Source organism: Candidatus Ryanbacteria bacterium CG10_big_fil_rev_8_21_14_0_10_43_42 (assembly GCA_002793915.1).
In the GTDB taxonomy this organism is placed as follows: domain Bacteria; phylum Patescibacteriota; class Minisyncoccia; order Ryanbacterales; family 2-02-FULL-48-12; genus 1-14-0-10-43-42.
In genome coordinates, this window is the sequence record PFEF01000005.1 from 46,793 (window position 1) to 71,488 (window position 24,696).

Annotated in this window: 25 protein-coding genes and 1 pseudogene; 23 read left to right on the top strand and 3 right to left on the bottom strand. The window is 43.1% G+C overall.

Going from position 1 to position 24,696, the window contains the following annotated elements; translation table 11 throughout:
- The first annotated feature begins 2 nt into the window (after window positions 1-2).
- The 5 genes from COU90_01740 to COU90_01760 all read left to right on the top strand — a co-directional run bounded on the left by COU90_01740 (window position 3) and on the right by COU90_01760 (window position 3,450).
- Window positions 3-599, top strand: coding sequence for a hypothetical protein (locus tag COU90_01740; GenBank protein ID PJE64542.1), 597 nt, complete (start codon window positions 3-5; stop codon window positions 597-599).
- 19 nt (window positions 600-618) lie between these two features.
- Entirely contained in the window at window positions 619-1,074 is a 456-nt protein-coding gene (locus COU90_01745; GenBank protein ID PJE64543.1) for a hypothetical protein, read from the top strand.
- A gap of 356 nt (window positions 1,075-1,430) precedes the next feature.
- Window positions 1,431-1,982 (top strand): hypothetical protein, encoded by a 552-nt coding sequence (locus COU90_01750; GenBank protein ID PJE64544.1) that lies wholly within the window; start codon window positions 1,431-1,433, stop codon window positions 1,980-1,982.
- A gap of 49 nt (window positions 1,983-2,031) precedes the next feature.
- Window positions 2,032-2,949, top strand: coding sequence for a hypothetical protein (locus COU90_01755; GenBank protein ID PJE64545.1), 918 nt, complete (start codon window positions 2,032-2,034; stop codon window positions 2,947-2,949).
- Between the two features lie 114 nt (window positions 2,950-3,063).
- Window positions 3,064-3,450, top strand: coding sequence for a cupin domain-containing protein (locus COU90_01760; GenBank protein ID PJE64546.1), 387 nt, complete (start codon window positions 3,064-3,066; stop codon window positions 3,448-3,450).
- 50 nt (window positions 3,451-3,500) lie between these two features.
- Here the strand turns inward: COU90_01760 and COU90_01765 are convergent, their stop codons facing one another.
- On the bottom strand, window positions 3,501-4,073 hold the full coding sequence (locus COU90_01765) for a hypothetical protein (GenBank protein PJE64547.1): 573 nt from the start codon (window positions 4,071-4,073) through the stop codon (window positions 3,501-3,503).
- Between the two features lie 28 nt (window positions 4,074-4,101).
- Between COU90_01765 and COU90_01770 the strand changes: the two genes are divergently transcribed.
- Both COU90_01770 and COU90_01775 read left to right on the top strand, forming a co-directional pair.
- Complete coding sequence (locus COU90_01770; GenBank protein PJE64548.1) at window positions 4,102-4,599, top strand: hypothetical protein; 498 nt, start codon at window positions 4,102-4,104, stop codon at window positions 4,597-4,599.
- A gap of 144 nt (window positions 4,600-4,743) precedes the next feature.
- A complete protein-coding gene (locus COU90_01775) occupies window positions 4,744-6,699 on the top strand; it encodes a peptidase M13 (GenBank protein PJE64549.1) in 1,956 nt (651 codons plus the stop codon).
- A 7-nt stretch (window positions 6,700-6,706) separates the two neighbouring features.
- Here COU90_01775 and COU90_01780 read toward each other — a convergent pair whose 3' ends face one another.
- Window positions 6,707-7,339: a hypothetical protein gene (locus COU90_01780; GenBank protein PJE64550.1), complete on the bottom strand. Its 633-nt coding sequence runs from the start codon at window positions 7,337-7,339 to the stop codon at window positions 6,707-6,709.
- Between the two features lie 228 nt (window positions 7,340-7,567).
- Between COU90_01780 and COU90_01785 the strand changes: the two genes are divergently transcribed.
- The 16 genes and pseudogenes from COU90_01785 to COU90_01860 all read left to right on the top strand — a co-directional run bounded on the left by COU90_01785 (window position 7,568) and on the right by COU90_01860 (window position 22,468).
- Window positions 7,568-7,756: a hypothetical protein gene (locus tag COU90_01785; GenBank protein ID PJE64551.1), complete on the top strand. Its 189-nt coding sequence runs from the start codon at window positions 7,568-7,570 to the stop codon at window positions 7,754-7,756.
- Window positions 7,757-7,877: 121 nt separating this feature from the next.
- Complete coding sequence (locus tag COU90_01790; GenBank protein PJE64552.1) at window positions 7,878-8,258, top strand: hypothetical protein; 381 nt, start codon at window positions 7,878-7,880, stop codon at window positions 8,256-8,258.
- Between the two features lie 12 nt (window positions 8,259-8,270).
- The gene (locus tag COU90_01795) at window positions 8,271-8,897 is read left to right on the top strand and encodes a DNA-3-methyladenine glycosylase I (GenBank protein ID PJE64553.1); all 627 of its coding nucleotides are present in this window, start codon (window positions 8,271-8,273) and stop codon (window positions 8,895-8,897) included.
- An 84-nt stretch (window positions 8,898-8,981) separates the two neighbouring features.
- Window positions 8,982-9,359, top strand: coding sequence for a response regulator (locus tag COU90_01800; GenBank protein ID PJE64554.1), 378 nt, complete (start codon window positions 8,982-8,984; stop codon window positions 9,357-9,359).
- Window positions 9,360-9,407: 48 nt separating this feature from the next.
- The gene (locus tag COU90_01805; GenBank protein PJE64555.1) at window positions 9,408-10,121 is read left to right on the top strand and encodes a cytochrome C biogenesis protein; all 714 of its coding nucleotides are present in this window, start codon (window positions 9,408-9,410) and stop codon (window positions 10,119-10,121) included.
- A 76-nt stretch (window positions 10,122-10,197) separates the two neighbouring features.
- A complete protein-coding gene (locus COU90_01810) occupies window positions 10,198-11,292 on the top strand; it encodes a thiol-disulfide isomerase (protein ID PJE64667.1) in 1,095 nt (364 codons plus the stop codon).
- A 10-nt stretch (window positions 11,293-11,302) separates the two neighbouring features.
- Complete coding sequence (gene xth / locus COU90_01815) at window positions 11,303-12,073, top strand: exodeoxyribonuclease III (GenBank protein ID PJE64556.1); 771 nt, start codon at window positions 11,303-11,305, stop codon at window positions 12,071-12,073.
- A gap of 115 nt (window positions 12,074-12,188) precedes the next feature.
- Complete coding sequence (gene msrA, locus COU90_01820) at window positions 12,189-12,671, top strand: peptide-methionine (S)-S-oxide reductase (GenBank protein ID PJE64557.1); 483 nt, start codon at window positions 12,189-12,191, stop codon at window positions 12,669-12,671.
- A gap of 81 nt (window positions 12,672-12,752) precedes the next feature.
- Entirely contained in the window at window positions 12,753-13,490 is a 738-nt protein-coding gene (locus COU90_01825; protein PJE64558.1) for a hypothetical protein, read from the top strand.
- 29 nt (window positions 13,491-13,519) lie between these two features.
- Window positions 13,520-13,894, top strand: coding sequence for a hypothetical protein (locus COU90_01830; GenBank protein ID PJE64559.1), 375 nt, complete (start codon window positions 13,520-13,522; stop codon window positions 13,892-13,894).
- 59 nt (window positions 13,895-13,953) lie between these two features.
- Window positions 13,954-14,670, top strand: coding sequence for a hypothetical protein (locus COU90_01835; protein ID PJE64560.1), 717 nt, complete (start codon window positions 13,954-13,956; stop codon window positions 14,668-14,670).
- A gap of 462 nt (window positions 14,671-15,132) precedes the next feature.
- Window positions 15,133-18,831 (top strand): hypothetical protein, encoded by a 3,699-nt coding sequence (locus COU90_01840; GenBank protein PJE64561.1) that lies wholly within the window; start codon window positions 15,133-15,135, stop codon window positions 18,829-18,831.
- Window positions 18,832-18,997: 166 nt separating this feature from the next.
- Window positions 18,998-19,726: a hypothetical protein gene (locus COU90_01845; GenBank protein PJE64562.1), complete on the top strand. Its 729-nt coding sequence runs from the start codon at window positions 18,998-19,000 to the stop codon at window positions 19,724-19,726.
- Between the two features lie 112 nt (window positions 19,727-19,838).
- A complete protein-coding gene (locus COU90_01850) occupies window positions 19,839-20,606 on the top strand; it encodes a hypothetical protein (protein PJE64563.1) in 768 nt (255 codons plus the stop codon).
- Window positions 20,607-20,618: 12 nt separating this feature from the next.
- Complete coding sequence (locus COU90_01855) at window positions 20,619-21,920, top strand: hypothetical protein (GenBank protein PJE64564.1); 1,302 nt, start codon at window positions 20,619-20,621, stop codon at window positions 21,918-21,920.
- 128 nt (window positions 21,921-22,048) lie between these two features.
- Window positions 22,049-22,468, top strand: a pseudogene (locus tag COU90_01860) (competence protein ComEA).
- A 1,045-nt stretch (window positions 22,469-23,513) separates the two neighbouring features.
- Here the strand turns inward: COU90_01860 and COU90_01865 are convergent.
- The gene (locus COU90_01865; protein PJE64565.1) at window positions 23,514-24,692 is read right to left on the bottom strand and encodes a hypothetical protein; all 1,179 of its coding nucleotides are present in this window, start codon (window positions 24,690-24,692) and stop codon (window positions 23,514-23,516) included.
- Between the last annotated feature and the right edge of the window lie 4 nt (window positions 24,693-24,696).

The window sequence follows — 24,696 nt, forward strand, 5'->3', positions numbered from 1 at the left end:
CTATGAACAAACAAACGATATTCGCTGGAACCATAGTTTTCTTGTTTATCGCGGGGGTATTCATTCTCGGAGATTCTCCTAGCGGACAAGACGAACATGGCATCAGCGGGGTTACGAAAACAGCACTTGCCGCGAAGTTCGAGGATTTATCACAAAACGGCAACTCATCTTGTTCGGGAGGATTCAAGGAATCCATAGCCGCCATGCCGTCCGAGGCACATCTCAAAGGGTCGTGCTGTTCGCCCATGAGCCTGCATCGCTACTCCGAACAAGTGGAAGGCCTGGAAAAATTCAAATCAGTTCCGGGGCAAGACATCAATCTCATTCCGAACAATCCATACGACATTGAAGTAGGACTCGCCCAAGAGTTCATCGGCTACTACGACCTCATCCTGACGCCGGAAGAACAAGCGGCATACGACTACGCGATGCTGAACTCAAACGAAAGAGGTCCGTGCTGTTGCCAATGTTGGCGCTGGTATGTGTACGGAGGCTTGGGTAAGTACCTTATTCAAAATCACGGCTTTACTGGCGAGCAGTTGACTGAACTCTGGAATCTCTCTGACGGCTGCGGTGGAGATAGTGAGCATCGCCACTAATACAAACTAAACAACCATTATGAAAAATATACTTATCATCAGCGGTATCGCCATACTGCTTCTTGCCGGAGGGGTATGGTGGTCAAAGTCGCTCCAATCAAGCGATCCAAATGTTATCTCAACACGTGGCGTGCACTGGCATCCAGAACTGACCATCTACGTGAACGGCGAGAAGCAAGATATTCCCCCAAACATCGGCATAGGGACGCAGTATGCATCCATGCCGACCTTCGACCAAAGCATGCGCATGACCGCTATGCACACGCACGAACCGGACGGTATCATCCATCTTGAGTTTCCCGGTCGTGTGACGCTAGAAGACACGACACTCGGCAACTTCTTCGCTATATGGGGCAAGGACATGATGAAGGACTTCGGAACACTCACAAGCATGACCGTGAACGGAAAAGAAGCAAACGAGTTCGAGGCGTATGAAATGAAGGATGGTGATAAAATTGAGTTGAGGTACGAATAAATCCATGATCAAGATTCTTAATGAAAACAACGCAACGTTCTATTAGTGTGAAATCTGCGTCTATCGGTACAAAGAAAAAGAGTGGACGGAGAAATGCGAAGTGTGGCTTAAAGAGCACCACAGCTGCAATCTTGATATAACTTCTCACGCTTAAGAAAATAAATAATTTACACTCAACAAAAAAACCACCCTCGCATGTGGTTTTTTTGTTGATGATTTTCTTATGCCATCGTCACCATCTTTTCTGTTTTCATGCCGAGCTATGTATGTGGCAGTGCCGCTCTCAACTCAAATCATAAATACAGTATAATGTTCCTCTATCCTTTTTATGGAGGTAATATGGTATACAGTATTATATGAGAAAGACATTTTCAATTATTATCATCATACTAGTCGTTGCCGGTTTTGGCGTAGCGTGGAAGGTTACGAAAAAAGAGGCGGCGATACCTGATTCGATCGTAACAAATTTTGAAGAATGTGTGGCGGCGGGTAATTTGGTTATGGAGTCATATCCCCGCAGGTGCCGGAATGCAGGAGAAACATACACCGAACATATAGGTAACGAGCTTGAAAAAGCGGATCTCATCCGTATTAATTCGCCGCGCCCCAATCAGAGTATTGAAAGCCCTCTTACCATTATAGGAGAAGCACGGGGCAGTTGGTTTTTTGAAGCAAGTTTTCCTGTATTTCTTACCGACTGGGATGGTCGCATAATTGCCCAAGGAATTGCCACGGCCGAGGGAGAGTGGATGACAACGGACTTCGTACCGTTTAAGGCCGTACTTGTGTTTACGGTGGATGAGAATGTCTACAGCACCAGAGGAACTCTTATTCTTCAAAAGGACAATCCTTCCGGACTACCCGAGCATGATGATGCACTTGAAATTCCGGTAGTGTTTGTAAAATAATAAATATCTCACGGTTGGGTGACGGGTTTGTATATCGTCTACTCGTAAGATGTTAACCTATACATATATGAAAAAAATAATCTTATTCTTTGTTTTAGCAGGAATAGTTTTTGGCGGATGGTATGTTTATACGCATATAGCAAGTCCGGAGACTGTAATGAGTGTTTCGGATCCTCTTAACGCAACCTACGTTATTGCCGGAGAATCATTTACGTTAGTTGATGGATTGGCGGAAAAGGAGATTGCGCCCGGATCCGCTTCAAAGAAAGTAGTGCGGTATTTTGGCAATGAGCTTTATAAAGATCTCAATGATGATGGCAGGGAAGATGTTGTTTTTCTGCTTACGCAAGAAACAGGAGGTTCGGGCGTATTCTTTTATGCAGTTGCGGCACTTAATATGGAAACCGGTTATGTTGGATCGGAAGGGATATTTCTGGGCGACCGTATTGCCCCACAAACAACCGAACCGGGTACCGGAAAAATTGTGATTATTAATTATGCGGATCGTGCGCCCGGTGAAGCATTTGCCGTTCAACCGTCTTATGCCAAAAGTTTATATATACTGCTTGATCCGAACACCATGCAGTTTGGCGAGGTTGTTCAGCAATTCGAAGGTGAAGCCGATCCGTCCCGTATGACGCTTGATATGAATGTATGGACATGGATTAAGACGGTCTATAATAATGACACGGAGTTGGTACCGCGTAATCCAGAAGCGTTTACCATCAGTTTTGCAAACGGCGAGTTTTCTGCCACAACGGATTGCAACGCCATGATTGGACAGTATAAAGTCGAAGGCGATACAATCACATTTGGGGACATTGCTTCGACAAAAAAGTTTTGTGAAGAATCTCAAGAGCAGGAATTTGCTTCCATGCTTAGGGATACGGGATCGTTTTTCTTTACAAGCAAGGGCGAACTTATCTTTAATCTCGTTTTTGACGGTGGTTCCGTTTTGTTTCGGTAAGATATCTTGCAATCTTTTTTGTCGATCCGATTGTCGGCACGGCACTACAATTACCGGACATCTCCCTTTAATGAAGAAGATGTATTATCGGGTATAAGCTAACCTAGTAACAATATGAAAGGATATATCATTAACATTGAAAAATCTACAAAAGATAATACCGATTATCGGCGAGTTTTATATACGGCAAAACACAGTCAGCTTGTTATTATGAATATACGCCCGGGCGAGGAAATCGAGGAGGAAGTGCATGATCTTGATCAGTTTATACGCTTTGAGGCGGGGGAAGGTGTGGTGATACTCGACGGCGTTGAGCATAATGTAAAAGCGGATGATGCCGTTATAATTCCGGAAGGCACGCGTCATACAGTTGTAAATACGGGTTCTGTTGACCTTAAGCTTTATACAGTATATTCTCCTCCGGAACACAAGGATAGTGTTCTGCAGAAAACGAAAGCAGATGAGCATGAAGAACATTTTGATGGCGTAACAACAGAATAGGGCTGTTATTGGCAAACGGTAATGCGTAAGAGGGAGGTTGTTTCTGAATGCTACCGCTTCCGATGGTGAATCAGCATCCAATTTTTTGCGAAATATACGAAGCATACGCCGGCGGAGAGAATCAGCAAATAGGTAAGCATGATTACCGTATATGAATACGGAACGTCTCGGAGAGTCCCCAATATAATGGCAAATGTCCACGAAACAGCCGAAACAACGCCGCTTGAGAGAAGAAATACGCGATGTCGAATAAATTCATCAGAAGAAGGAAGATGATGGTTTAAGTGCCGAAATAAGCGGGGCAAATGGCTTTTATGGAATATAACGCCGTTTATGACGATAAGAAGAACGATAGTCATTTTAGAGAGAAACTTGGAAGAAGAAAGATACATTTCCATATCAAGAAAAAATAGACCGGCACCGGAAAGGATAAGAAAGATGAGCCCGATAATAACCATGGAACTTCCCAGGGTAAGAAACCCCAGTTCCGTTTTTGATATGCGTTCATCACGCACGGATTTAAAAAACATGGCATCCGACGTAAAAGCGCCTCCCGCGCCGATAGCAACGCCGAACAAATGAGTAATAAGGAATACTGTTTTTAGATCAATAAAATCGAACATAAATCTATAATAAACAGGGTGCGGCGGTTTGGAAAGGCATGATTATTTGATTTTATTCGGCATGCGAGGGAGTATTAAGGATATGAAACAGACAGGATTTTTTTATATTCTTATTTTCGTATCACTCGCTCTGCATGTAGTATGGGAATCGTTGCATGTGGAATTGTATACTGGCTACGAACATATAACCGGACTGCCTATCGTATTGTACGCGTCCTTAGGAGACGTACTATACACCTTTCTTGCGCTTGGCGTGGTGGCACTGTTTAGGGATTTGCCGCGGGCGCTTTTTTCGATGCACCCGCGCGATTATATCGGCCTTGCCGTTCTCGGATTTTTCATAAGTGTTTTTGTGGAATATAAGGCGTTTTTCTTCATGCGGTGGGAGTATACGGACGCCATGCCGATTATTCCTTTTTTGGGAATAGGGCTTTCACCGGTTCTCCAAATGACAATTCTCCTCCCGCTTTCGGTGTGGATTTCTTGGTACATATATGGCCTATGCATAAAAAGATTACCCACTTGATTATAGGTTGGTTTTTGTTTGTAATTTCTATATGTTTTAGGTGGTTGCTATGTTTAAGGGGATGTGGTTATGAGGGATGAAAGGGGTACTGGAAGATATCTTTTTCCTCCTGTATACTGGCTTCATAAACAGTAGCTGTCATACATGAACCATATCGACAAAGAAGATTTTGACGAATCAGTGTCTCCCGGAGACGATTTTTTTCAGTATGTAAACGGCGGATGGTTGGAGAGTACAGAAATACCTCCCGCGGAAAGTACATGGGGTACGTTTTATATTCTTCGCGACCAGAGCAATGCTCAACTAAGAGAGATTGCGGAAGATTTGCTGGAGGATAACAATAGGGAAAAGGGGAGTAATGAGCAAAAAATCCGTGATTTTTATAAAACGGGAATGGATATGAGTACGCGAAATGAGCATGGTATAAAAGCCATTCAAGAAGAGCTGTATAGAACGAATGTTGATACGAAAGAAGATGTTATTCAGACACTCGCCCGTTTCCATACTCTGGGTATCGGTGCTTTGTGGATGCCCTATATAGAATCGGATGATAAAAATGTGGATGTTATGATTTTTCGCCTGCATCAGGCGGGTATCGGACTTCCGGACAGAGAGTACTATCTTGCAAAAGACAGTGAGCGGGAACAAATTCGGCAGAAGTATGTATCTCACATAGTGCGCATATTTTTGCTTATTGGTAAAAATGAAGAAGAAGCCCGAAAGGGCGCGGATAGTGTTTATGCTATTGAGCATGCGCTTGCTGAAGTATCCATGACGCGTACCAAGCTTCGGGATATAGCGGCACAGCACAATAAAATGACGCGTGAGAATCTTGCAATATCGTATCCCGCTATTCCGTGGGCGGCATATTTTTCTGCCGTTAATCTTCCGGATACGGAGCAGGAAATTATTGTAGATCAGCCGGAATTTTTCACAGCGATAGAAAAACTATTACAAACGCTATCATTCGAAGACTGGCGTTTATATCTTACGTGGTGTCTTGTTCACGCCGCCGCTCCTTTTTTAAGTGAAGAATTCATTAATGAAAACTTTGCATTTTACGGACGTGTGCTTGGTGGTGCAAAAGAGTTGCGTCCGCTCTGGAAACGCGTAATTACGGTGCTTGATGGCGTATTGGGAGAATGTATTGGTCAGGAGTATGTAAAACGTTATTTCAGCAAAACAGCAAAGGAGCGTATTAATGAATTGGTTGATAATCTCATTCTTGCCTATGAGGATCGTATTAAAAATCTTTCATGGATGGGTGAAGAAACAAAACAAAAAGCGATTGAAAAATTACACGCTATTGAAAGAAAATTGGGCTATCCTGATACATGGCGGGATTATTCTGCGCTTTCCATAGGAAGCGATTCATATATAAAAAACTATTTTCGGGCAATGGTGTTTGAATGGAATCGGATGATTGCCAAATTAGGCCGTCCGGTGGATCGTACGGAATGGCATATATCTCCGGCAACCGTTAATGCTTATTACAACCCGCTCTACAATGAGATTTTGTTTCCTGCCGCCATCTTACAGCCCCCGTTTTTTCATGAGCGCGCTGATGATGCTCTTAACTATGGCGCAATTGGTTCGGTAATCGGACACGAACTCACACATGGATTCGATGATCAAGGAAGTCAATTTGACGCAAAAGGAAATCGAAAGAACTGGTGGAATGAGGAGGATAAGAGAAAGTTTGAAGAAAAAGCCGGCATGTTGGTCGAGCAATATAATGCGTACGAAGTACTCCCGGGAAAATATATAAACGGCGAACTTACATTAGGGGAAAATATTGCCGATTTAGGCGGTCTTACCATTGCTTATGATGCGTTTCAAAAATCACAGAAAGGAAGGGAATTTCTTCAGATAGATGACATGACACCAGATGCACGGTTTTTTGCCAGTTTTGCCATTGGAGAGCGCGGTAAGATGCGCGATGAGCTTGCGGCACAGATGCTTATTGTCGATCCGCACTCACCGGCGAAAGCGCGGGTAAATAATATTGTTTCCAATATGGATGAATTTTATAATGTTTTTCGTGTTACGGAGCAAGATAAACTTTATCGTTTACCGGAAAAACGGGCAAAAATTTGGTAAGGCATTATTACATTTTTGGTTTTTTTATCACCTGGACAACTTTTCCGTTTATAAGAAAATTGTCATCGGGATGAATATAGATGGGAGGGAAGTCTTTTGTGGAATCGGAAACAAGAACAATCTGTTTATTTTCCGCGTCCCAATAATAGCGTTTGATATTTGCGGTATCATCGATTATGGAAAGCACAACATCACCATTCTGGGGGACGATGGCATCCGGATCTATAATAAGATAATCTCCGTCCTCAATATTTTTTTCGGCAATAGAAGCCTTGTTCATGGAAGGACCACTCGCCTTAATGGCAAAGATGTTTTTTTTGCGGCCCAAAATTGCAGAAGATATTTTTAAATATCCCTCAATATTTTCGTCTGCAAATATTGTTGCGGGACCGCAGTTGGCGGCTCCCACAATAGGTACAGAAACAAGAGGAGAGTTATGAATACGTCCGCGGGATACTTTCTCGATGGACTTTTTGTGCGTATCTATTTTAAGGAGACCTTTTTTCTCTAGCTGGGATAAATGATGTTTTACTTTTTGGGGATACTTTTCGCCAATATGAGATCCAATTTCTCGAAGCGTCATACCGCTAATATTTTTTTCATTTACAAGAGTAAGAATTTTTTCTTGAAGAATATGCATGGCATACAGGTTAATAAATAAGTAAAAGTCATAACAATACTTGTAGAATACGCCGAAGAGGGTGGTATGTCAAAAAGTTATCCACATCTTTAGAAAACTAGAATTGTTGACAAGCTGTACGGATAGAAACTATCATAAGAATATTATTAAATAAAAAGGCAAGGGATGTGTTGATGTACAGCATTTTATAGATTATGTACTGCTAATGCATACCGTCTTTCAAACACCATGAATAAAATTACATCGGTGCGACTCGTTAAAGGAGAATTAAAAAAGGTCAATCAAATTATCGATTACAAAATTCTTCACGGATTTTCTTACCATAAAGAGGCGCAGTATCATAAGTCGCTCTTGAATCGCCTGAATAGTCTTACGCGCCATGGGTGGATGGGAAATCCGTTTACAAGCTTTACATAACATCATATGGATACGGCACTTTATTCTATGCAAGAAACATGTGAGATTCTCGGACGAGTTTATTCAACACCGGAAAAAATAGCAAAGATACATAAAAATTACAAAAATAAAAAGGGGAATTATGAAAATAACACTTTGCGGATCATTAGGCGTAATGGACACTATTATGGCCATAGGGAAGGAGCTCAAACAATATGGCCACACCGTTTTCTTTCCCACCCAAGATAATAGGCAGGAAAATAACAGCGTGCAGAGAAAAACTTATATAAGTAAGCATATGAATAAAATAAAAAACTCTGATGCAATCTTTGTGGCGAATGTTGCAAAAAATGGTGAAAAGAATTACATTGGCGCACATACATTTATGGAAATGGGATACGCACATTATTTGGGAAAGAAAATATTCACCCTCAACGATCTTCCCGATCAGTCATATATAAAGGATGAGATTATGGTAATGAATAGCATGACTGTAGGAGGTGATTTTTCAAAACTTGTATAAAATTAGTATCGCATGAATATAAAAAAGAACGGTATAACAAACGCAAATTCACATACACGTCGTTGTGCGTGGATAAAAGGAGACACCCTTATGACAGCATATCATGATGCTGAATGGGGTGTTTCTTTACATGATGATAAAAAATTATTTGAATTTCTTATCCTCGAATCTTTTCAGGCAGGATTAAGCTGGAAAACCATTTTATATAAACGAGATAATTTTAGAAAAGCATTTGATAATTTTGATATTAAAAAAATTTCATTGTATGACGATAGAAAAATACATACGCTTCTTAATGACCGCGGGATTATTCGTAATCGTCTGAAAATATGCGCCGCAATAAAAAATGCCCGTTTAATTATTAATATAAAAGAAACATACGGTAGTTTTGATGCGTATATATGGAACTGTGTTCCGGGACTTCCACTGCAGAATGCATGGAAGCATGTAAGTAATATTCCTGCGCGCACAAAAGAATCCGATTTTATGAGTATATGTTTAAAAAAGTATGGATTTCAGTTTATTGGCTCGACCACGTGTTATGCTTTTATGCAGGCAATCGGAATGGTAAATGATCATACAATTGACTGTTTTAGGTATAAAGAGGTATGCGAGTCACGTTCTGTGTCTAATAAATAAGGATATATGTATTTGTGTATCGTTATTTGGTATCATGATGGTGTAGATGTGGCGGGGTATATTATTAGAAATTAGAAGATTATTATGGATGCAAAAAAGAAAATTCTCCTTATTGACGATGACATGGCAATGGGGAAAACACTCAGTGATTATCTGGGGAAAATAGGATACGAGGTACATTCGGCACTTGACGGGGAAAAGGGTTTTGCAGAGGCAAAGGATTGGATGCCGGATATTATTCTTCTCGATATGATCATGCCTGTTATGAATGGCATGGAGACGTTAAAAGCGTTACGGGAAGATCCGCAAACAGAGAAACTTCCGGTGATTATACTTACGAACGTGGAAATGCCGGAAGAGGTTTCCGAGGTTATGCAGATGGGAAGCGTTTACTACTTAATAAAAGCGAATTATAGTATGGAGGATATTGAGAAGAAGATTAAAAGTGTTCTTGCTGAATAAGATACGGGTAAACGATGGTATATATAATTAACGGAACAATTACAGAATATGTTTGACGTATCTCTTTTTGTGGCGTTTGGTGCCGGTATTGTGTCGTTTCTTTCCCCTTGCGTGCTTCCCATTGTACCGGGATTTTTGGCTTATTTGGCAGGTTCTTCACTCGACACAGCGGATACAACTGGGCGCCGTGAAATTTTTATAAACAGCATATTTTTTGTTTTGGGGTTTTCCGTTATATTTGCTGTTTTAGGGGTAATACTAAATGGTTTTTTGCAGGCGGCAGCATATACACTGCAGGAATGGCTTTCCCGTGTAGGAGGTGCTGTTATTATTATGTTCGGCCTTTACCTTACCGGTCTTATATCCTTACCATTTCTTGAAAAATCTCATACAGTACGCGTAACAAAAACATTTCAATCGCGCTATGTAACATCCTTTGTATTTGGAACAGCATTTGCTGTAGGGTGGACACCCTGTGTAGGAGCGGCATTGGGAGTTATTCTCGGTCTAGCGGCGACTAACCCGGGAACGGCACTGTATCTTTTGTTTTCTTATGCGTTAGGGTTGGGATTGCCGTTTTTGTTGGTAGGATTTTTTGCGGCGCAAGCGGCAGGTGTTATAAATCGGTATGCGGAAAAATTGCATTATATAACAGTTGTATTCGGCGGTATTCTTATTATTCTTGGTATTTTGGTATTTACACAGAGTCTTTCCCAGATAGCCAATTTTGAACTTTTAAATAGATGGCTTTTACGGGAATAGAAGTCATATATTATAAAAAATCGATAGATTCATGAAACGAAAAAGCATTATAAGTATATTGGTTGTGGGCGCTATTATGGGCGTCATTATATTTTTGGAGTCTGGTAAAGTTGATATGGTAAAAATTCAGGATGGTCTGGGCGATCTTAATATATCATTATTTGGCACGGACGATGATTCCTCACAGGACCGTATTCAGAAAAAACAGGAACAATATGAATTTGCAAAAGAAATTTCTACGCCTGACGGATTTATAAATACGGATGGCAGTACAATTGAAGAGCTTATAGGAGAGAAAATTATCCTGGTTGATTTTTGGACCTATTCCTGTATTAATTGTCAGCGTACAATTCCTTATCTTAACTCATGGCATGAAAAATATGCCGACGAAGGATTGGTCATTCTCGGTATTCATACGCCGGAATTTGAATTCGAAAAAGAATATGCAAATGTAAAACGTGCGGTAGAACAATTTGGTATTATGTATCCGGTCATTCTTGATAATGATTTTTCTACCTGGCAATCGTACAAAAACCGCTACTGGCCGCGAAAATATCTTATTGATATAGATGGCTTTATTGTATACGATCACATTGGAGAAGGTGGATACAATGAGACGGAAGAAAAGATAGTAGAACTCTTAAATGAGCGGCGGGGCGTATTGGGAGAACAGGGGAATGTTTCCATAAATACCGCCTCTCCCGTAGGCGTTGAAAGCATTACGGACGTTCGCACACCGGAGACATATTTGGGTGCAAAACGGGTGGAATATTTGGCAAACCTCCCGTCGGAAAAATGCATAAGCATGTCATGTACGTATGAGGTCCGAGGGGAGATAGAACAAAATACATTTCAGCTACAGGGCGTATGGCAATTACGTCCCGAGGAATCTACGCTTATTTCCGGAGAAGGATCTTTATTTCTTCATTTCTTTGCCGGCAAGGTAAATGTGGTGGCGGGATCTGAAACTCCTGTTGAGGCCGAATTATATCTCGATGGAAAACGCGTTGAGGATGAATTTGCCGGTGCGCATGTAAAAAATGGATCTGTCATATTCCAAAATCACGATCTTTATAATCTTATCGATCTTAAGGGAGATGCCGGTGCTCATATTCTTGAAATCCGCGTGAAAAAATCAGGACTTTCCGCGTTTGCTTTTACGTTTGGATAAGCCGTATATTATGAAATTAGTATCTTGGAATGTAAATGGTCTTCGAGCCGTGCATAAACGGGAAGAATTTTTGCCGTTTTTAAGCGCGATAAAACCGAACATACTCTGTTTGCAGGAAACAAAGGCGCATCCTGATCAATTGCCAAAGGAGCTCACGGAAATTCCCGGGTATTATGCTTACTTTGCATCTTCTGAGGTAAAAAAAGGATATAGCGGAGTAGCTTTATATACAAAACGAGAGCCAAAACGTATAAATACAAAGTTGGGAATTTCCAAATTTGACGAAGAAGGACGTATGATAGAAGTGGAATATGACGACTTTATGTTGTTCACGGTATATTTTCCGAATGGCGGCCAGGGTTCGCACCGGATCGAATACAAACTTGAGTTCTATGATGCATTTCTTTCATACATAGAAAAATTACGGAAGAAAGGGAAAAATATTATTTTCTGTGGGGATGTAAATACGGCGCATGAAGCAATTGATTTGGCGCGCCCGAAAGAAAACGAAAAAAATACCGGCTTTCTGCCAGAGGAACGCGCCTGGTTGGATGAGCTTGCGGCGCAGGGATACATTGATACATATCGGCATTTTAATCCGGAAAAGACGGGGGCGTACACGTATTGGGATATGAAAACATTTGCTCGCGACCGCAATGTTGGCTGGCGGATCGATTATTTTTTTACCCATGCCACCTATATGAAGAATGTAAAAAAAGCAGATATCCTCGCAAATATCTACGGCTCGGACCACTGTCCGGTGACATTAGAGCTTATATAATTATTTTTTCTTTGTCATACATTTAAAAAGATATAATTTTGCATGTTATGGTGTTGGGGAGGTGATTTTTTGGAATCGCCTTTTTTATTTTCCTCATACGCGATATATTTTATATATGAAAAATAATTTAAAAATAGCCACTTTCGGCGCGGGATGCTTTTGGGGTGTGGAGGCGGCATTTCGGAAAATAAAAGGTATAGAGGATACGGCTGTGGGATATATGGGCGGGAAGACGGAAAATCCGACATATGAGGATGTGTGCGGCAACACAACGGGACATGCCGAGGTGGTGCAAATAGAGTATGATCCGGAGATTGTTTCTTATAAAGAGCTCTTGGACGTATTTTGGAAGATTCATAACCCCACAACGATGAATCGCCAGGGACCGGATATCGGTTCGCAGTATCGATCGGTCATCTTTTTTCATACGCCGGAACAGGAAGCTATGGCGTGCGCATCAAAGCATGCACTTAGCGAATCTCATGCGTATGACGATCCGGTTGTAACGGAGGTTGTGCCTGCGGACGTATTTTATAGGGCAGAGGAATACCATCAGCGTTATTTTGAAAAAAATGGCGGAGGAACGTGCCATATATAATATGTTCCATAATGGAGTGAAAATCCGGCCTTCCCGGTTTTTTTTATGCAGTTTTTTGGATAAATAGAGTATAGTAAATATATGAAAGGAAGTATTATTTTTGGCATAAGTATAATTTTTTTATTTACGGGAATAAAAGGTGTTCAATTCTATAAACGGTTTCGCATTAGTAAAGATCTTGTTCAGAGCGCGAAGCCGTTTTCTTATACAAATCCTCTTTCTTTTAAAAAAATACTGATAGTAGGTGATAGTACGGCTGTGGGCGTGGGAGTATCCGCACCTGAACAATCCATTGCCGGAAGGATCCATAAAGATTACCCGGAAATTTCCATAGAAAATATGGCTGTAAGCGGGCAAAGACTTTCCGATACATATGCTATTTTAAAGACCGTCACCGCTTCGTATGACCTTATTCTCATACAGAGCGGTGCTAATGATATTTTATTTTTTACCGGTAGGGAGGATACTTTTCGTAAAGCGCGTCTTATGGTTATGGAAGCGAAAAAACACACACAAACGGTTGTTTGGCTCACGTCTGGTAATATCGGTCTGGCACCTCTTTTCCCCCGGCCAATAGGTTGGTTGTATGAAATGCGTTCTCGAAACTTTTTGCGCGAATTTCAAATAATTGCTGACGATACAGATGTTTTATTTGTTGATGTGTATACGACAAAAGAACATGATGTATTCGGTAGGGATGTGGAAAGATATTATGCGGCGGATACCCTGCATCTTTCCGGTGAAGGGTATGCCGTGTGGTATAATAGCATCATAGAAACATTGCGGGAATCAAACACTTTGCATGTTCTTGGGGAATAAGTAGTTATAAGGCAATAACACATATGAGTATGTATCTTTTCGCTCGATGGTTTATAAATGCATTCGCCATTATGGCGGTGGCATACCTTCTTCCGGGCATTGAAATTTCGGGGATCTATATAGGACTTATAGTGTCTCTTATAATAGGTCTTTTAAATGCAGTAATACGTCCTATACTGGTTCTTCTTACTCTCCCTATAACCATTATAACGTTGGGATTTTTTATATTGGTCATAAACGGACTTCTTTTTTGGCTTACAGCAAGTTTCATAGATGGTTTTACTGTTCATGGATTTGTCCCTGCTGTTATAGGCTCACTACTTTTATCGGTCATTAGTTGGATGGGCAATAGAATTCTATTAGACATAAAGGACGATGGTAAAAAAGACAATAAAATGTACTAAAGTGTCTTTATAAGTCTTATAGATTTGACATTCGGACATGAGTCTCCTAGATTGGAATTATGTCCGATATACAACAACGTTCTCTTTCTGAATTTTCTCTATCGCTCACATCCGCTCTTTATCGTGTTACTGATTTGTTAGCGGAAGAAGAACCTCTTCGCGAAGCACTTCGCAGGCATGGAATGCATATTCTTGAACTCGCGTCAGCCATTGAGACAATTGAGGAGTTTGGTAAAAAATTAAAATCTATCGAATATATCTTACAATCTATATCTTCCATGAAAAACGCCCTCGCTGTAGCAAAAGAGGGAGGATATGTATCGAGAATAAATTTTACCGTACTTTTTGATGAATACGGACGATTGGAAACATATATAACCAAACTTCGCATGCCCTTTTTACAAATGACTACAGGAGCCGAGAACACTGATATATCGGACAATATATTAAAGGACATAAAAGACAAATTTAATAAGGAACAATCTTCCGCTTCCGATCAGTATGGCAAAGATGAACCGTCTTACGAATCCTCCAAGCATACGCGTAAGAATTCCCGTGTTCCGTCGTCATCTATTAACGAACGGCATGAACGCATATTATTGTTTTTGCGGGAACAGGGATCGTGGATGAGTGTTTCGGATATAGCGGTACTTTATGGAGAAGGTGTGAGCGCAAAAACCATTCAGCGTGACCTTAATGATCTTCTTTCTCGGGGATTAATCATAGCTGAAGGGGAGCGAAGATGGCGTCGATATGCTATTATCCGGGAAACATAATAGGGAGTCTGTATAAGCTAATGTGGCATTGACGAAAGGGGCGATATTTCGTATACTGTACAGGATCCGCGAATTGTTTCTTGACTTGTCTTATCCACAGTTTTTAGGGCAAGTTCCTTTGGAAATAGAGGAAATTATTCTTATAATGGGTGTACCTTTCGCGTAAGCGATGTTGCGGTGAGCGGAATGTAGCGCTTTTTGTTTCTTTACTATCCGTCTATACAATATATTAGCTTGAATGATGGTGGCATATTTTCACTTGAAATATATGTACATGTCGGTATCATTCAGGTCGATATGTTAGTCCGGAGAATGTAATCCGGTTCTGCAAGACTGAACATTAACAAATGAATAGTGAGCAAAAAGACGGCACAGAAATGTGTGAAGTTTTTTCATTTGTTATTCGACAGAGTTATTTCACAAGTCGATTACATTATTAGTTCGGATGTGCGTGTTGTGCGTATGGTCGGTATGTGCAACATATTACACACATCCAAAAAAACATTACTATTAGATTTTAAGCATATGAGTAGATATCAGAAGATGGTGCGAAAAGCCACTTCCGTATTTGTGAGCTTGACGACGACTATCTGGCTTGCCGGATTCGGTACACTTGTACCTTTTGCCGCTAACGCGCAATCGGTAGCGGATTTGCAGGCGCAGATTAACGCTCTCTTGGCGCAGATTACGGCGCTTCAAGCGCAGTTAGCAGCTGGCGGCGGATCAGTTTCCACCGGCGCTGTATCGTGTAACTTTACACGAAGTCTTACAATCGGAGTGCAGGGCGAAGATGTTCGTTGCTTACAGCAATACCTTAATGGCGCAGGCCACACGCTTGCTTCCAGCGGCGCTGGATCACCGGGAAGCGAGACCACATACTTCGGTCCCATTACCCGCGCGGCAGTATCAAGTTGGCAGGCGGCAAATGGCGTGAGTCCAACGGCAGGATATTTCGGTCCTATTTCGATGGCGAAATATAATGCGTTAATTGCGGCCATTCCTCCGGTAACGGGTGGTGGTACCGGAACAGGCACGGGCACCGGAACAGGCACGGGCACAGGTACTACCGGAACGGGTATTACGGTAGGATCAGCATCCCAGCCGGCGGCAACGCTTGCGGTACAAAATGCTATCCACGTTCCATTTACCTCGTTTACCTTAACGGCATCGTCCGACGGTAACGTATTGGTAGATTCCATAACGGTGGAACGAACGGGCTTGGCAAATGATGCCGCGTTTGCAGGAGTGGTTCTCTTAGATGAGAACATGATGCAAATTACGCAGAATCCAAAAACATTTAATTCTAATCATCAGGCAATCTTGACCGATGATTTCACGGTTCCCGCCGGACAGACCAAGCGGTTTTATCTCGCAGGTAATATGGCGGCAAGTCTTACGGCATACGCAGGACAGGTGGCAAACCTTCGCTTGGTAGCGGTAAATTCAACCGCGCAGGTGAATGGCGCACTTCCTATAGAAGGAACGGGACACACTATCAACGCTTCCCTTTCCGTAGGTTCGGTAACGCTTACCCGCGGTACGAACGATCCAAATACGGGCGTTACGAAAGAAGTGGGAACAACGGGCTATACGTTTTCTTCCATAAAGGCAACAGCCGGATCCGCGGAAGATATGCTGGTCAAGTCCATTCGATGGAACCAGTCCGGATCAGCCTCCAAGGATGATTTGGAAAACGTTATAGTAGTTGATACAAAAACAGGAAATGAATATACGCCGACGGTTTCTTCCGATGGCAAATACTACTCTGCCGATTTTGGTAGCGGTATTTCTATCAAGAAGGGAGAAAATACGGAAGTATATATCAAGGGAGACATTAAGTCGGGTTCCGGTCGTACGGTAGACTTCGACTTATACCGCTATGATGACTTTGTATTCGAAGGTAAGACCTTTGGTTACAAGATTAAACCATCTTCAACCGAAACATCGGCTGACAACGATGACGACTCCGAATTCCAGGATTCACAACCACGTTATGATGCAAGTCAGGTTGAAATCGGCACGGGAAGTCTTCGCGTTGAGAAATCAAATGACGTGCAGGCAAGTAACGTTGCAAACGGTGCCGACGGCGTAGAACTTGGTTCGTTCAAGTTTGATGTAGACGGCGAGGCAATTAGCTTCACGCAGTGGGTTCTTACGATCGCAACAACCGATGCCGACAGTGGTGGTGAGAACAGTGTTCTTACCAACATCACGGTATACGACTCAAACGGTAATGCTGTAGCTGGCCCTACTGATCCAAATTCAGCAGGAAGCGCAGTAACCATTACCGATTCCATAACGGTACCGGTGGGTGATAATATCTACACGGTGCGCGGTGACTTAAATAACAACTGGCAAAACAACGATACGATTATTGTTTCCTTTACCCCATCTAGCGCATTATCGCAGGTAACGGGTGATACAACAGGAAACACTATCACTCCAACGCCTTCCACGGCTGTTTCGGCAAACGTGCAGACAATTAAGGCGGGAGGTCTTGTTGTAACGCCTTCAACTTCGCTCGCAAGCCAGACCCTTATCGAAGGATCAAATGGCGTTGAGCTCGGACGATTCGTTCTTGATGGAACCGCTTCCGGTGAAGACATTAAGATTACGGTCGTGAAGATTCTTGGTGATGTAACAGGTGCAGACATCAACGATTTCGTAAGTTTGCAATTGTTTGACGGCACAACGGCTTTGAACACCGGTTCAAATGTTCTCCAGCCGGCGGCAACTGCGGATGGCACCGACCTCGTCCTCTCCTTCACACTTGATTCTCCGGGACTTATTATTCCAAAGGGAAGCACAAAGATTATTTCCCTGAAGGGTAATATTACCACCGCGGCAAACGATGGCGATCAGGCCAAATTTGACTTCTCGGCAAGCGTTTCCGATGGTGACTGGGGTACATCCGGTGTAGATTCCGGGCAGGATATTGTCGAAACCTTCTCAACGGCGGCAGGTGCAACAATCACCACGCAATCAGGTGGCGGTTGGAGCGTTTCAGCGGCACCTTCCAAGCCAACAGAGAAATGGGTAACGGCGGGAGCAACGGGTGTAACATTGAACGTACTTCGTTTCAACTCAACGTCTGAAGAATTTGCTCTTACCGATCTTCGCTTACAGATCGACACAACGGGTTCATCTACGGGTGCCGACTTCACGAAGATCTATCTCTATGATGGAAGTACGCTCTTGCAGTCCAAGACACCTGCCTTTACGAATGGCGTAGAAGACTTTACTTTCCCAACAACGGGAACAGGGGCCTTTGTTATTCCGAAAGATGATTTCAACGAGCTTACTATCAAGGCTGATCTCGCAACCATTGGCGCATCCCAGCCAGGTACGGCAGGACAGCTTGTGGGTGTTGATTACGATGGTGCTAATTCAACAAAGAATAAGGCACAGGGTAAGGCATCCGGAACAAGTAAGCATTCCAGTACGGCATCTGACGTAACCGGAAACGGTGTTGTCTACTTCCGTTCGGTACCAACCATTGAACGGGTAAGTCTTCCACAAACAACGCTTACATCTGGTAATCATGTGCTTTATCGGTTCAAGATAACGGCAGACCCAGCATATGATGTTGCATTGCATAAAGTAGCCTTTAGTGTTGCAACAACCGGTCCGGCAACTATGGCTTTCTCCGGTTCTCCAGCAAACTTCACGCTTTGGAACACAACTGATAACAAGAGAGTATCAGCGGCGACAGGTACAACAAATGCGATCTATGACGACATTAACTACTACAATGCAAACAGTCAGTTAATTGTTCGTATTCTCGCAGATACCACCGATTATTCCAGCGCATGGGTAACTATTCCGGCAGGTCAGACACATACCTTTGATCTTCGCGCGGATATTATCAGTGATGGTTCTGGTGATTCGGTGTCTACGAAACTCCTTGGTGATGATGCGCGGGACCCAAGACTTTCGTTAACGGGATCGGCTGCCGTTACCATGCAGACTGTTGCTGCGATAGACGATGGTCATAATGCGGGTGGAACCTCGAACGTTGCTTCCAGTTCCAACTTCATATGGTCAGACTTCTCTACTGACGCAACGACGACGCATGCTATAACCACGCATGACTGGATGAACGGCTTCAAAGTGCCGGGACTCCTCTCAACGGGTCTTGACTCATCGACATTGTCGAACTAGTAGTCCCTCGATTTTACTCGGGATAAATCCTGAATCGGTCGAAGAAAAAAGTCCTAGATCCTTGTGCTAGGCAAGGTAAAACCCCCTCCCGTATTGGGAGGGGGTTTTCGTTTATTTGGGTTTATTCATACTTTCTAATTTGTTTTTCTCGTGCTACTATATCCGCATGAAAACAGAAATTAAAATTATTGGGGGCATTATTATTGCAGGACTTTTCGTCTGGGGCGGTATATTCTTTCTGGGAAATAAAAACGCGGAAGTACCTGCTAATGGGGATGGTATATCGATGGAACTGCCACCCAAGCCATCCGGATATGATATTTTAAACAAGAATGACGTCATTATAGCAGAGATTCCGGAAGACAGGCGAGTGCAGTACGAAGATGAATTCGAAGAAACGCTTCAAACGATAACAGAACACCCTGATTCGTTCCTCGCATGGATGAACTTGGCAACCATCAAGAATGCATTTGGGGATTATGAGGGTGCGGAAAAAGTATGGCTCTATGCAACCGAAATTTCGCCTAATCAGGGGAGATCTTTGGTGAACTTAGGTGATTTATACTGGAATAAGCTTAAGAATTATCCGCGCGCCGAATGGGCATATATAGAAGCAATTGATCGGGATCCGGTAAACGCGCGGGCATATCGTGATTTGGCCTCTTTGTACCAATTTTCCTATACGGAAAAAAAGGATATGGCCATTAATATACTACTGTTGGGAATAGAAAATAGTCCTGATAATGAGGTTGAATTTTTAGCGCTGGCAGGTCTTTGGGCTTGGGAAAATGGCGATATTACGGACGCTATAGGGTACTACGAGCGTTATTTGGAGTTAAATCCGGATGACAATGTTGCGCGCGCGGATCTTGTAAAACTGCGGTCGTTGCGTTAAAAATTTCTAACAATCGGAAGTATAAAAAATCTGTGTACCACTTATACACAGGTTTTTTTTGACAACTATATACCTATATGGTCTAAGAGTATACCATAAAGTGTATTACTAGATGAAATTAAAATATATGGAGAATGTATATATGCTTTTCTCGTGGAAGGACATACGGGTGGGATTAGTGGCATTTTTAGTGGCAGCAGTTTTCTTTGTCGCTATAAGTGTTTGGGCTACAACAATTGGCACTAATATTGACGCAACGGGCACGCTCGGAGCGGCTACAAGTACGCCATGGGGCACGCTTGCCGTTGAACAGCGGGCTGATCAAGGTGAGCTAAAACCGGTATTTGTTGTAGGGGATTCCGGCACAAGTTCGCCGGCTATATTTGTATCGCAAAAAGGGGTGGTGAGTTTTGGTTCGTCGACACCAACAGCTACACTCCTTAATTTAGGAGATGTGGCCATTGGGCGTAATGGATCAACGAATGATGTATATATTTCCGGCGGATTAGGTGTTGGGAATGCTACTACTACGGATGGAAATCTTGAAGTAAACGGTCGGACGCTTACCGCGACTTTAGCAGTGGGTACCGGCAATGGTAATGTGGTAGACAGAATGGTGCATGGCACCTGTACGGTTAATCCGCCGAGTTTATCTGCCGGAGATACGGGACATGCCGCTTGTACGGATGCCACAGGCGTTACGGCAAGTGACCGTGTTCTTACCGGCGTGGAAGGTTCTGCATGGCTTGATGATGTGGTTATTACGGCGGCATCATCAACGGCGGCAGATACGATCAATTTTGTGTTCAAAAATACATCCACAACAACAATTCGTGATATCGCAAGTGGGGTTCATATTTATTACTTCGGCACACAATAATATACAACAAGTATGATAATACAAGTACGTAATACTTTTGTTGGCACGCAAATTACGTGGTGGCTGGGGGCAGTGTTTTTAGTAGCGACTCTTTTTGGGGCGCGGTGGGCCGATGCGATAACAACAAGTCAGGACGTTACGCTTCAAGCCGCAACCGGCGGGGATGTTACCATGATTTCGGGATCGTCATTCGATACGCTTACCACCAGTGGAAATTTCTTCACCTTTACATTATCAGGTGCACAATCTGTTACATTGCGTGATAGCGACAAACATATAATGAAAACGAATGTGAGCGACCTAACGTTTACATGTAATGAGGGCAACTCCGAGCTTGTGATTTCAGCGTCAGATGCGGCAAGTATTCAGGTTTCAATAGAAGGGTTTTCCTGTGGAGGCGGTCCTGGAGGGGGTGGTTCCGGCGGCGGAAGTTCTTCCGGCAGCAGTTCATCTTCTACTACAGATACAACATCTACCGCAACAACAGAAACAGCAGATGATTCCACAACAACTGTGGCGGATACTACAACAACAGACGATAGCCGATTAAGCGGTACGGGAACAGCAGCTGCACTCGAAGCGGCCGGCTCTGACTCATCGCCGATAACTACTAGCAATAATATTTCAACGGCAGGCAGGTTTCCTGATATTCTTAAGCTTTCACGCGGACTTGATATAGGTTCTGAAGGGAATGATGTACGTTCTTTACAGGAAGCGCTTGCCAGTATGCCGGATTTGTATCCGGAAGGGATAGTATCGGGATATTACGGCTCTCTTACCCGAGCGGCAATAGCGGCGTTTCAGATGAAATATGGCGTTGTTAGTTCCGCCAATGATGCGGGGTATGGATACGTAGGACCAATGACGCGCGCAAAGCTGATAGAAGTATTCGGAGGGAGCGGTAGTGTCACTAGCGGCTCTATTACCTCTACCGGGCCGGTACTCAACTCATCATTTACGTTTACACGGGAGCTCCAGTTGGGGGACGAAAATAATGATGTTTTGCAATTACAAACATTTCTTGCGGGCGATGCATCTCTTTATCCGGAAGGGATAGTGTCAGGATACTATGGTTCACTTACCCAAGCGGCAGTGCGCCGGTTCCAGGCAAAGTACGGCATTAGCCAAGTGGGGCGTGTCGGACCGCAGACAATGGCAAAATTGAACGAGGTTATGGGATCGTCAGGAAACGCGCCCTCCACTACTAATGGGAGCACGGACGATACGGCGGAGGCGGCCGCACTAAAGAGTCAGATAGAACAACTGCAGGACATGATCGGCTCTCTAAACGCACAACTAGGAACAGATCAATAGAATATACGAGAAAAACCCCTGCTTTAAAAAGTGGGGTTTTTTGTGTAGAATAATACTTTCCTATATTTGAGAACGTGATATACTGTTTTTAGAGGGGGGTTAGTAATATAAGACTAATCTCTTTTTTTATGTCTCGATTTGTAATTTCTCTCATAATTTTTGCATTCCCAGCACTTGTTTCGGCAGATGTTTTTATAAATGAAATCGCTTGGATGGGAAATGGGAACTCGGCAAATGATGAATTTATTGAACTTTATAATAATGGTGGAAATACGGTTAATCTTGAAGGATGGTCTCTTGTCGCGGGTGACGGTTCTCCTAATATAGTGCTTTCAGGAACTATTTCTGCAAAGGGATATTTTTTATTGGAAAGATCCGACGACGATTCCGTTCCCGGTACTTCGGCAGATATTATATACGCGGGCGCTCTTGGGAATAGCGGCGAACATCTCACGCTCATGAACTCAAGCGGTGTTTCTATCGATGCGCTTTCCTATGGAGACGGATGGCCGGCGGGGGACAATACAACAAAGGAAACCATGCAACGCACATCGTCCGGTGCATGGATAACGGCGGTCCCCACTCCGCGGACGGCGAATATCGTTACCACCGAAGAGAGTAAAGAAGAAACAACGGAACAGAATAATATGTCTTATGATGCATCCAATGAATCCGGTAATACAGCATACATTCCCCCCGAAAAATTACCGCACATTACTGTTTATGCGGGGAAGGATAGAACTGTAATTGCGGGAGAAAGAATATTATTTGACGGATCGGCATTTGGTCTCGAGGGTGAGCATCTTGAAAATGCCCGGTATGTGTGGAGTTTTGGAGATGCGCAGGTGCGTGAGGGAAAAAAAGTTCCCTATGAATATATGCATCCGGGGTCATATATAGTTCGTCTTACCGTTTCTTCGGGTAAGTTTAGTGCGATAGATGATATGCGTATTACGGTTGTTGCCGGGGAAATTGCATTAAGTGAAATAAAACCCGGCGCGGATGGGTGGATTGAGATTGTTAATAATGAGTCGAGGGATGTGCATTTGGGGGGATGGATACTGAAAACACGTTCATCGCCGGCAACAACGTTTATTCTTCCCTCCGGCATGCTTATTGCAGGGAATAGCCATATTGTATTACTAAATACAACAACGCATCTTTCTTTTACGGAGGCGGGTGGATTGGTTACGGCATCCTATCCGAATGGTACAATATTTGACAGCATATCATATGCCATGTACGTTCCGCCCGATAAGAGTATTTCAAAAGACAATACGTTCATAATGCTTACCAATCCAACGCCGGGTAGGGTAAATGGCATTGATGGCACGGAACAAGACATGAAGATTAGGGAGGAAAATACGGGAGCCATAAAGTCTAAGGAAAAAAACGAAGAGAAAAATATACAAAGTGTAGAAAACATAAAACAAAACGAGGAGAACAAGAAAATAACATCAGAAAAGGAAAATACACAGAGTGAAGAGTTTCGTCCATTATCAGCAACGGTATATGATAGCGGAGGAAGCGGCGGCCCTTTATCCGTTACGTTTCGCTCCTTACTTATTAGTATGGGAATCGGTGTGGGCGTAGCTATTCTTGCTTTGATTGCGAAGAAACGGCTTCATCCTGATATAACGCGGTTGTCCGGTCAAGCATAGTATTAAATGAAAACATGTCGCAAACATGCGCATGTAATGTTTTTGCCAAATGTATGCGTAAATCGGGACGCGAGAGAAGGCGTATAAGGGCAAAGGAAAGATCGGTGGAAGATGCCGGATCTACCAAGAGGCCATGAGTTTCGTGTTCAATAATATCGGGTATCCCGCCGACACGAGACGCAATAACCGGTATTTCTGCAAGTCCCGCTTCGAGGATGGTATAAGGAAGGCCCTCCTTAAGGGAAGGAAGGACAAATATATCAAATGCTTTCAAGTAGGGTGCGGCGGGAGAGAGGGAAATAAATAAAACAGACTCTTCTACGCCGAAATCTTTGCTTTTTTTTCTTAAATCCTCCTCATCCTCACCCCAACCTATGAGCACCAATTTTGTTTCCGGAAATTTTTGAAGAATGTCTCTGTACGCCCGCAGTAGGTATAAGATACCTTTATTTGCCGTCCATTCGGCAATACAGCCAATAACCAAAACGGAAGGATCTACGCCGAGTTTTTGGCGGACTTGCTCTCTGGACATAAATTCAGGGGGAATAATACCATTTTGTATAAGCGTAACTTTTTGGGCGGGAGCAATGTTATACGAAAGTGTTGCCGCTTTATCTTTTTGGGAAATAACGATAAGAACATCCTGAAACCGTGCCGTAAGGCGGCTTGCGAGGCGCCGCAGAAAAAGATCCCACGCGGGACGATGTTCTAAAAATGCCCAACCATGTACGGTAAATAGTGTTTTTGGCCGGTTCCCCGTAAGAAGTCGGTAGATGAAAACGGCAACTCCCGTAAGACCGCCGGCTTTTGAACTGTTTGCATGTACGACGTGAGGGTGAAATTCATATAAAATGGAGAGAAGTTCAAAAAGAGCCCCTATTTCTTTGAAGGGATTTACGGATTTCTGAAAATTCTCCACATCAAACGTGGAAATATTGGCGTCTTCGAGTCTTTTGGCAAGATCGCCCGTTCCTCCCAGGGCAACTGCTACATCATATGTTTCTATGTCTGCATGAGTCGCGAGATCATATACATATTTACCTGCGCCGCCCCATACCGATTTTGTTATAACGTAAAGAACGCGTATTCTTTTGTGAGGGTTGTCTTCCATAAAT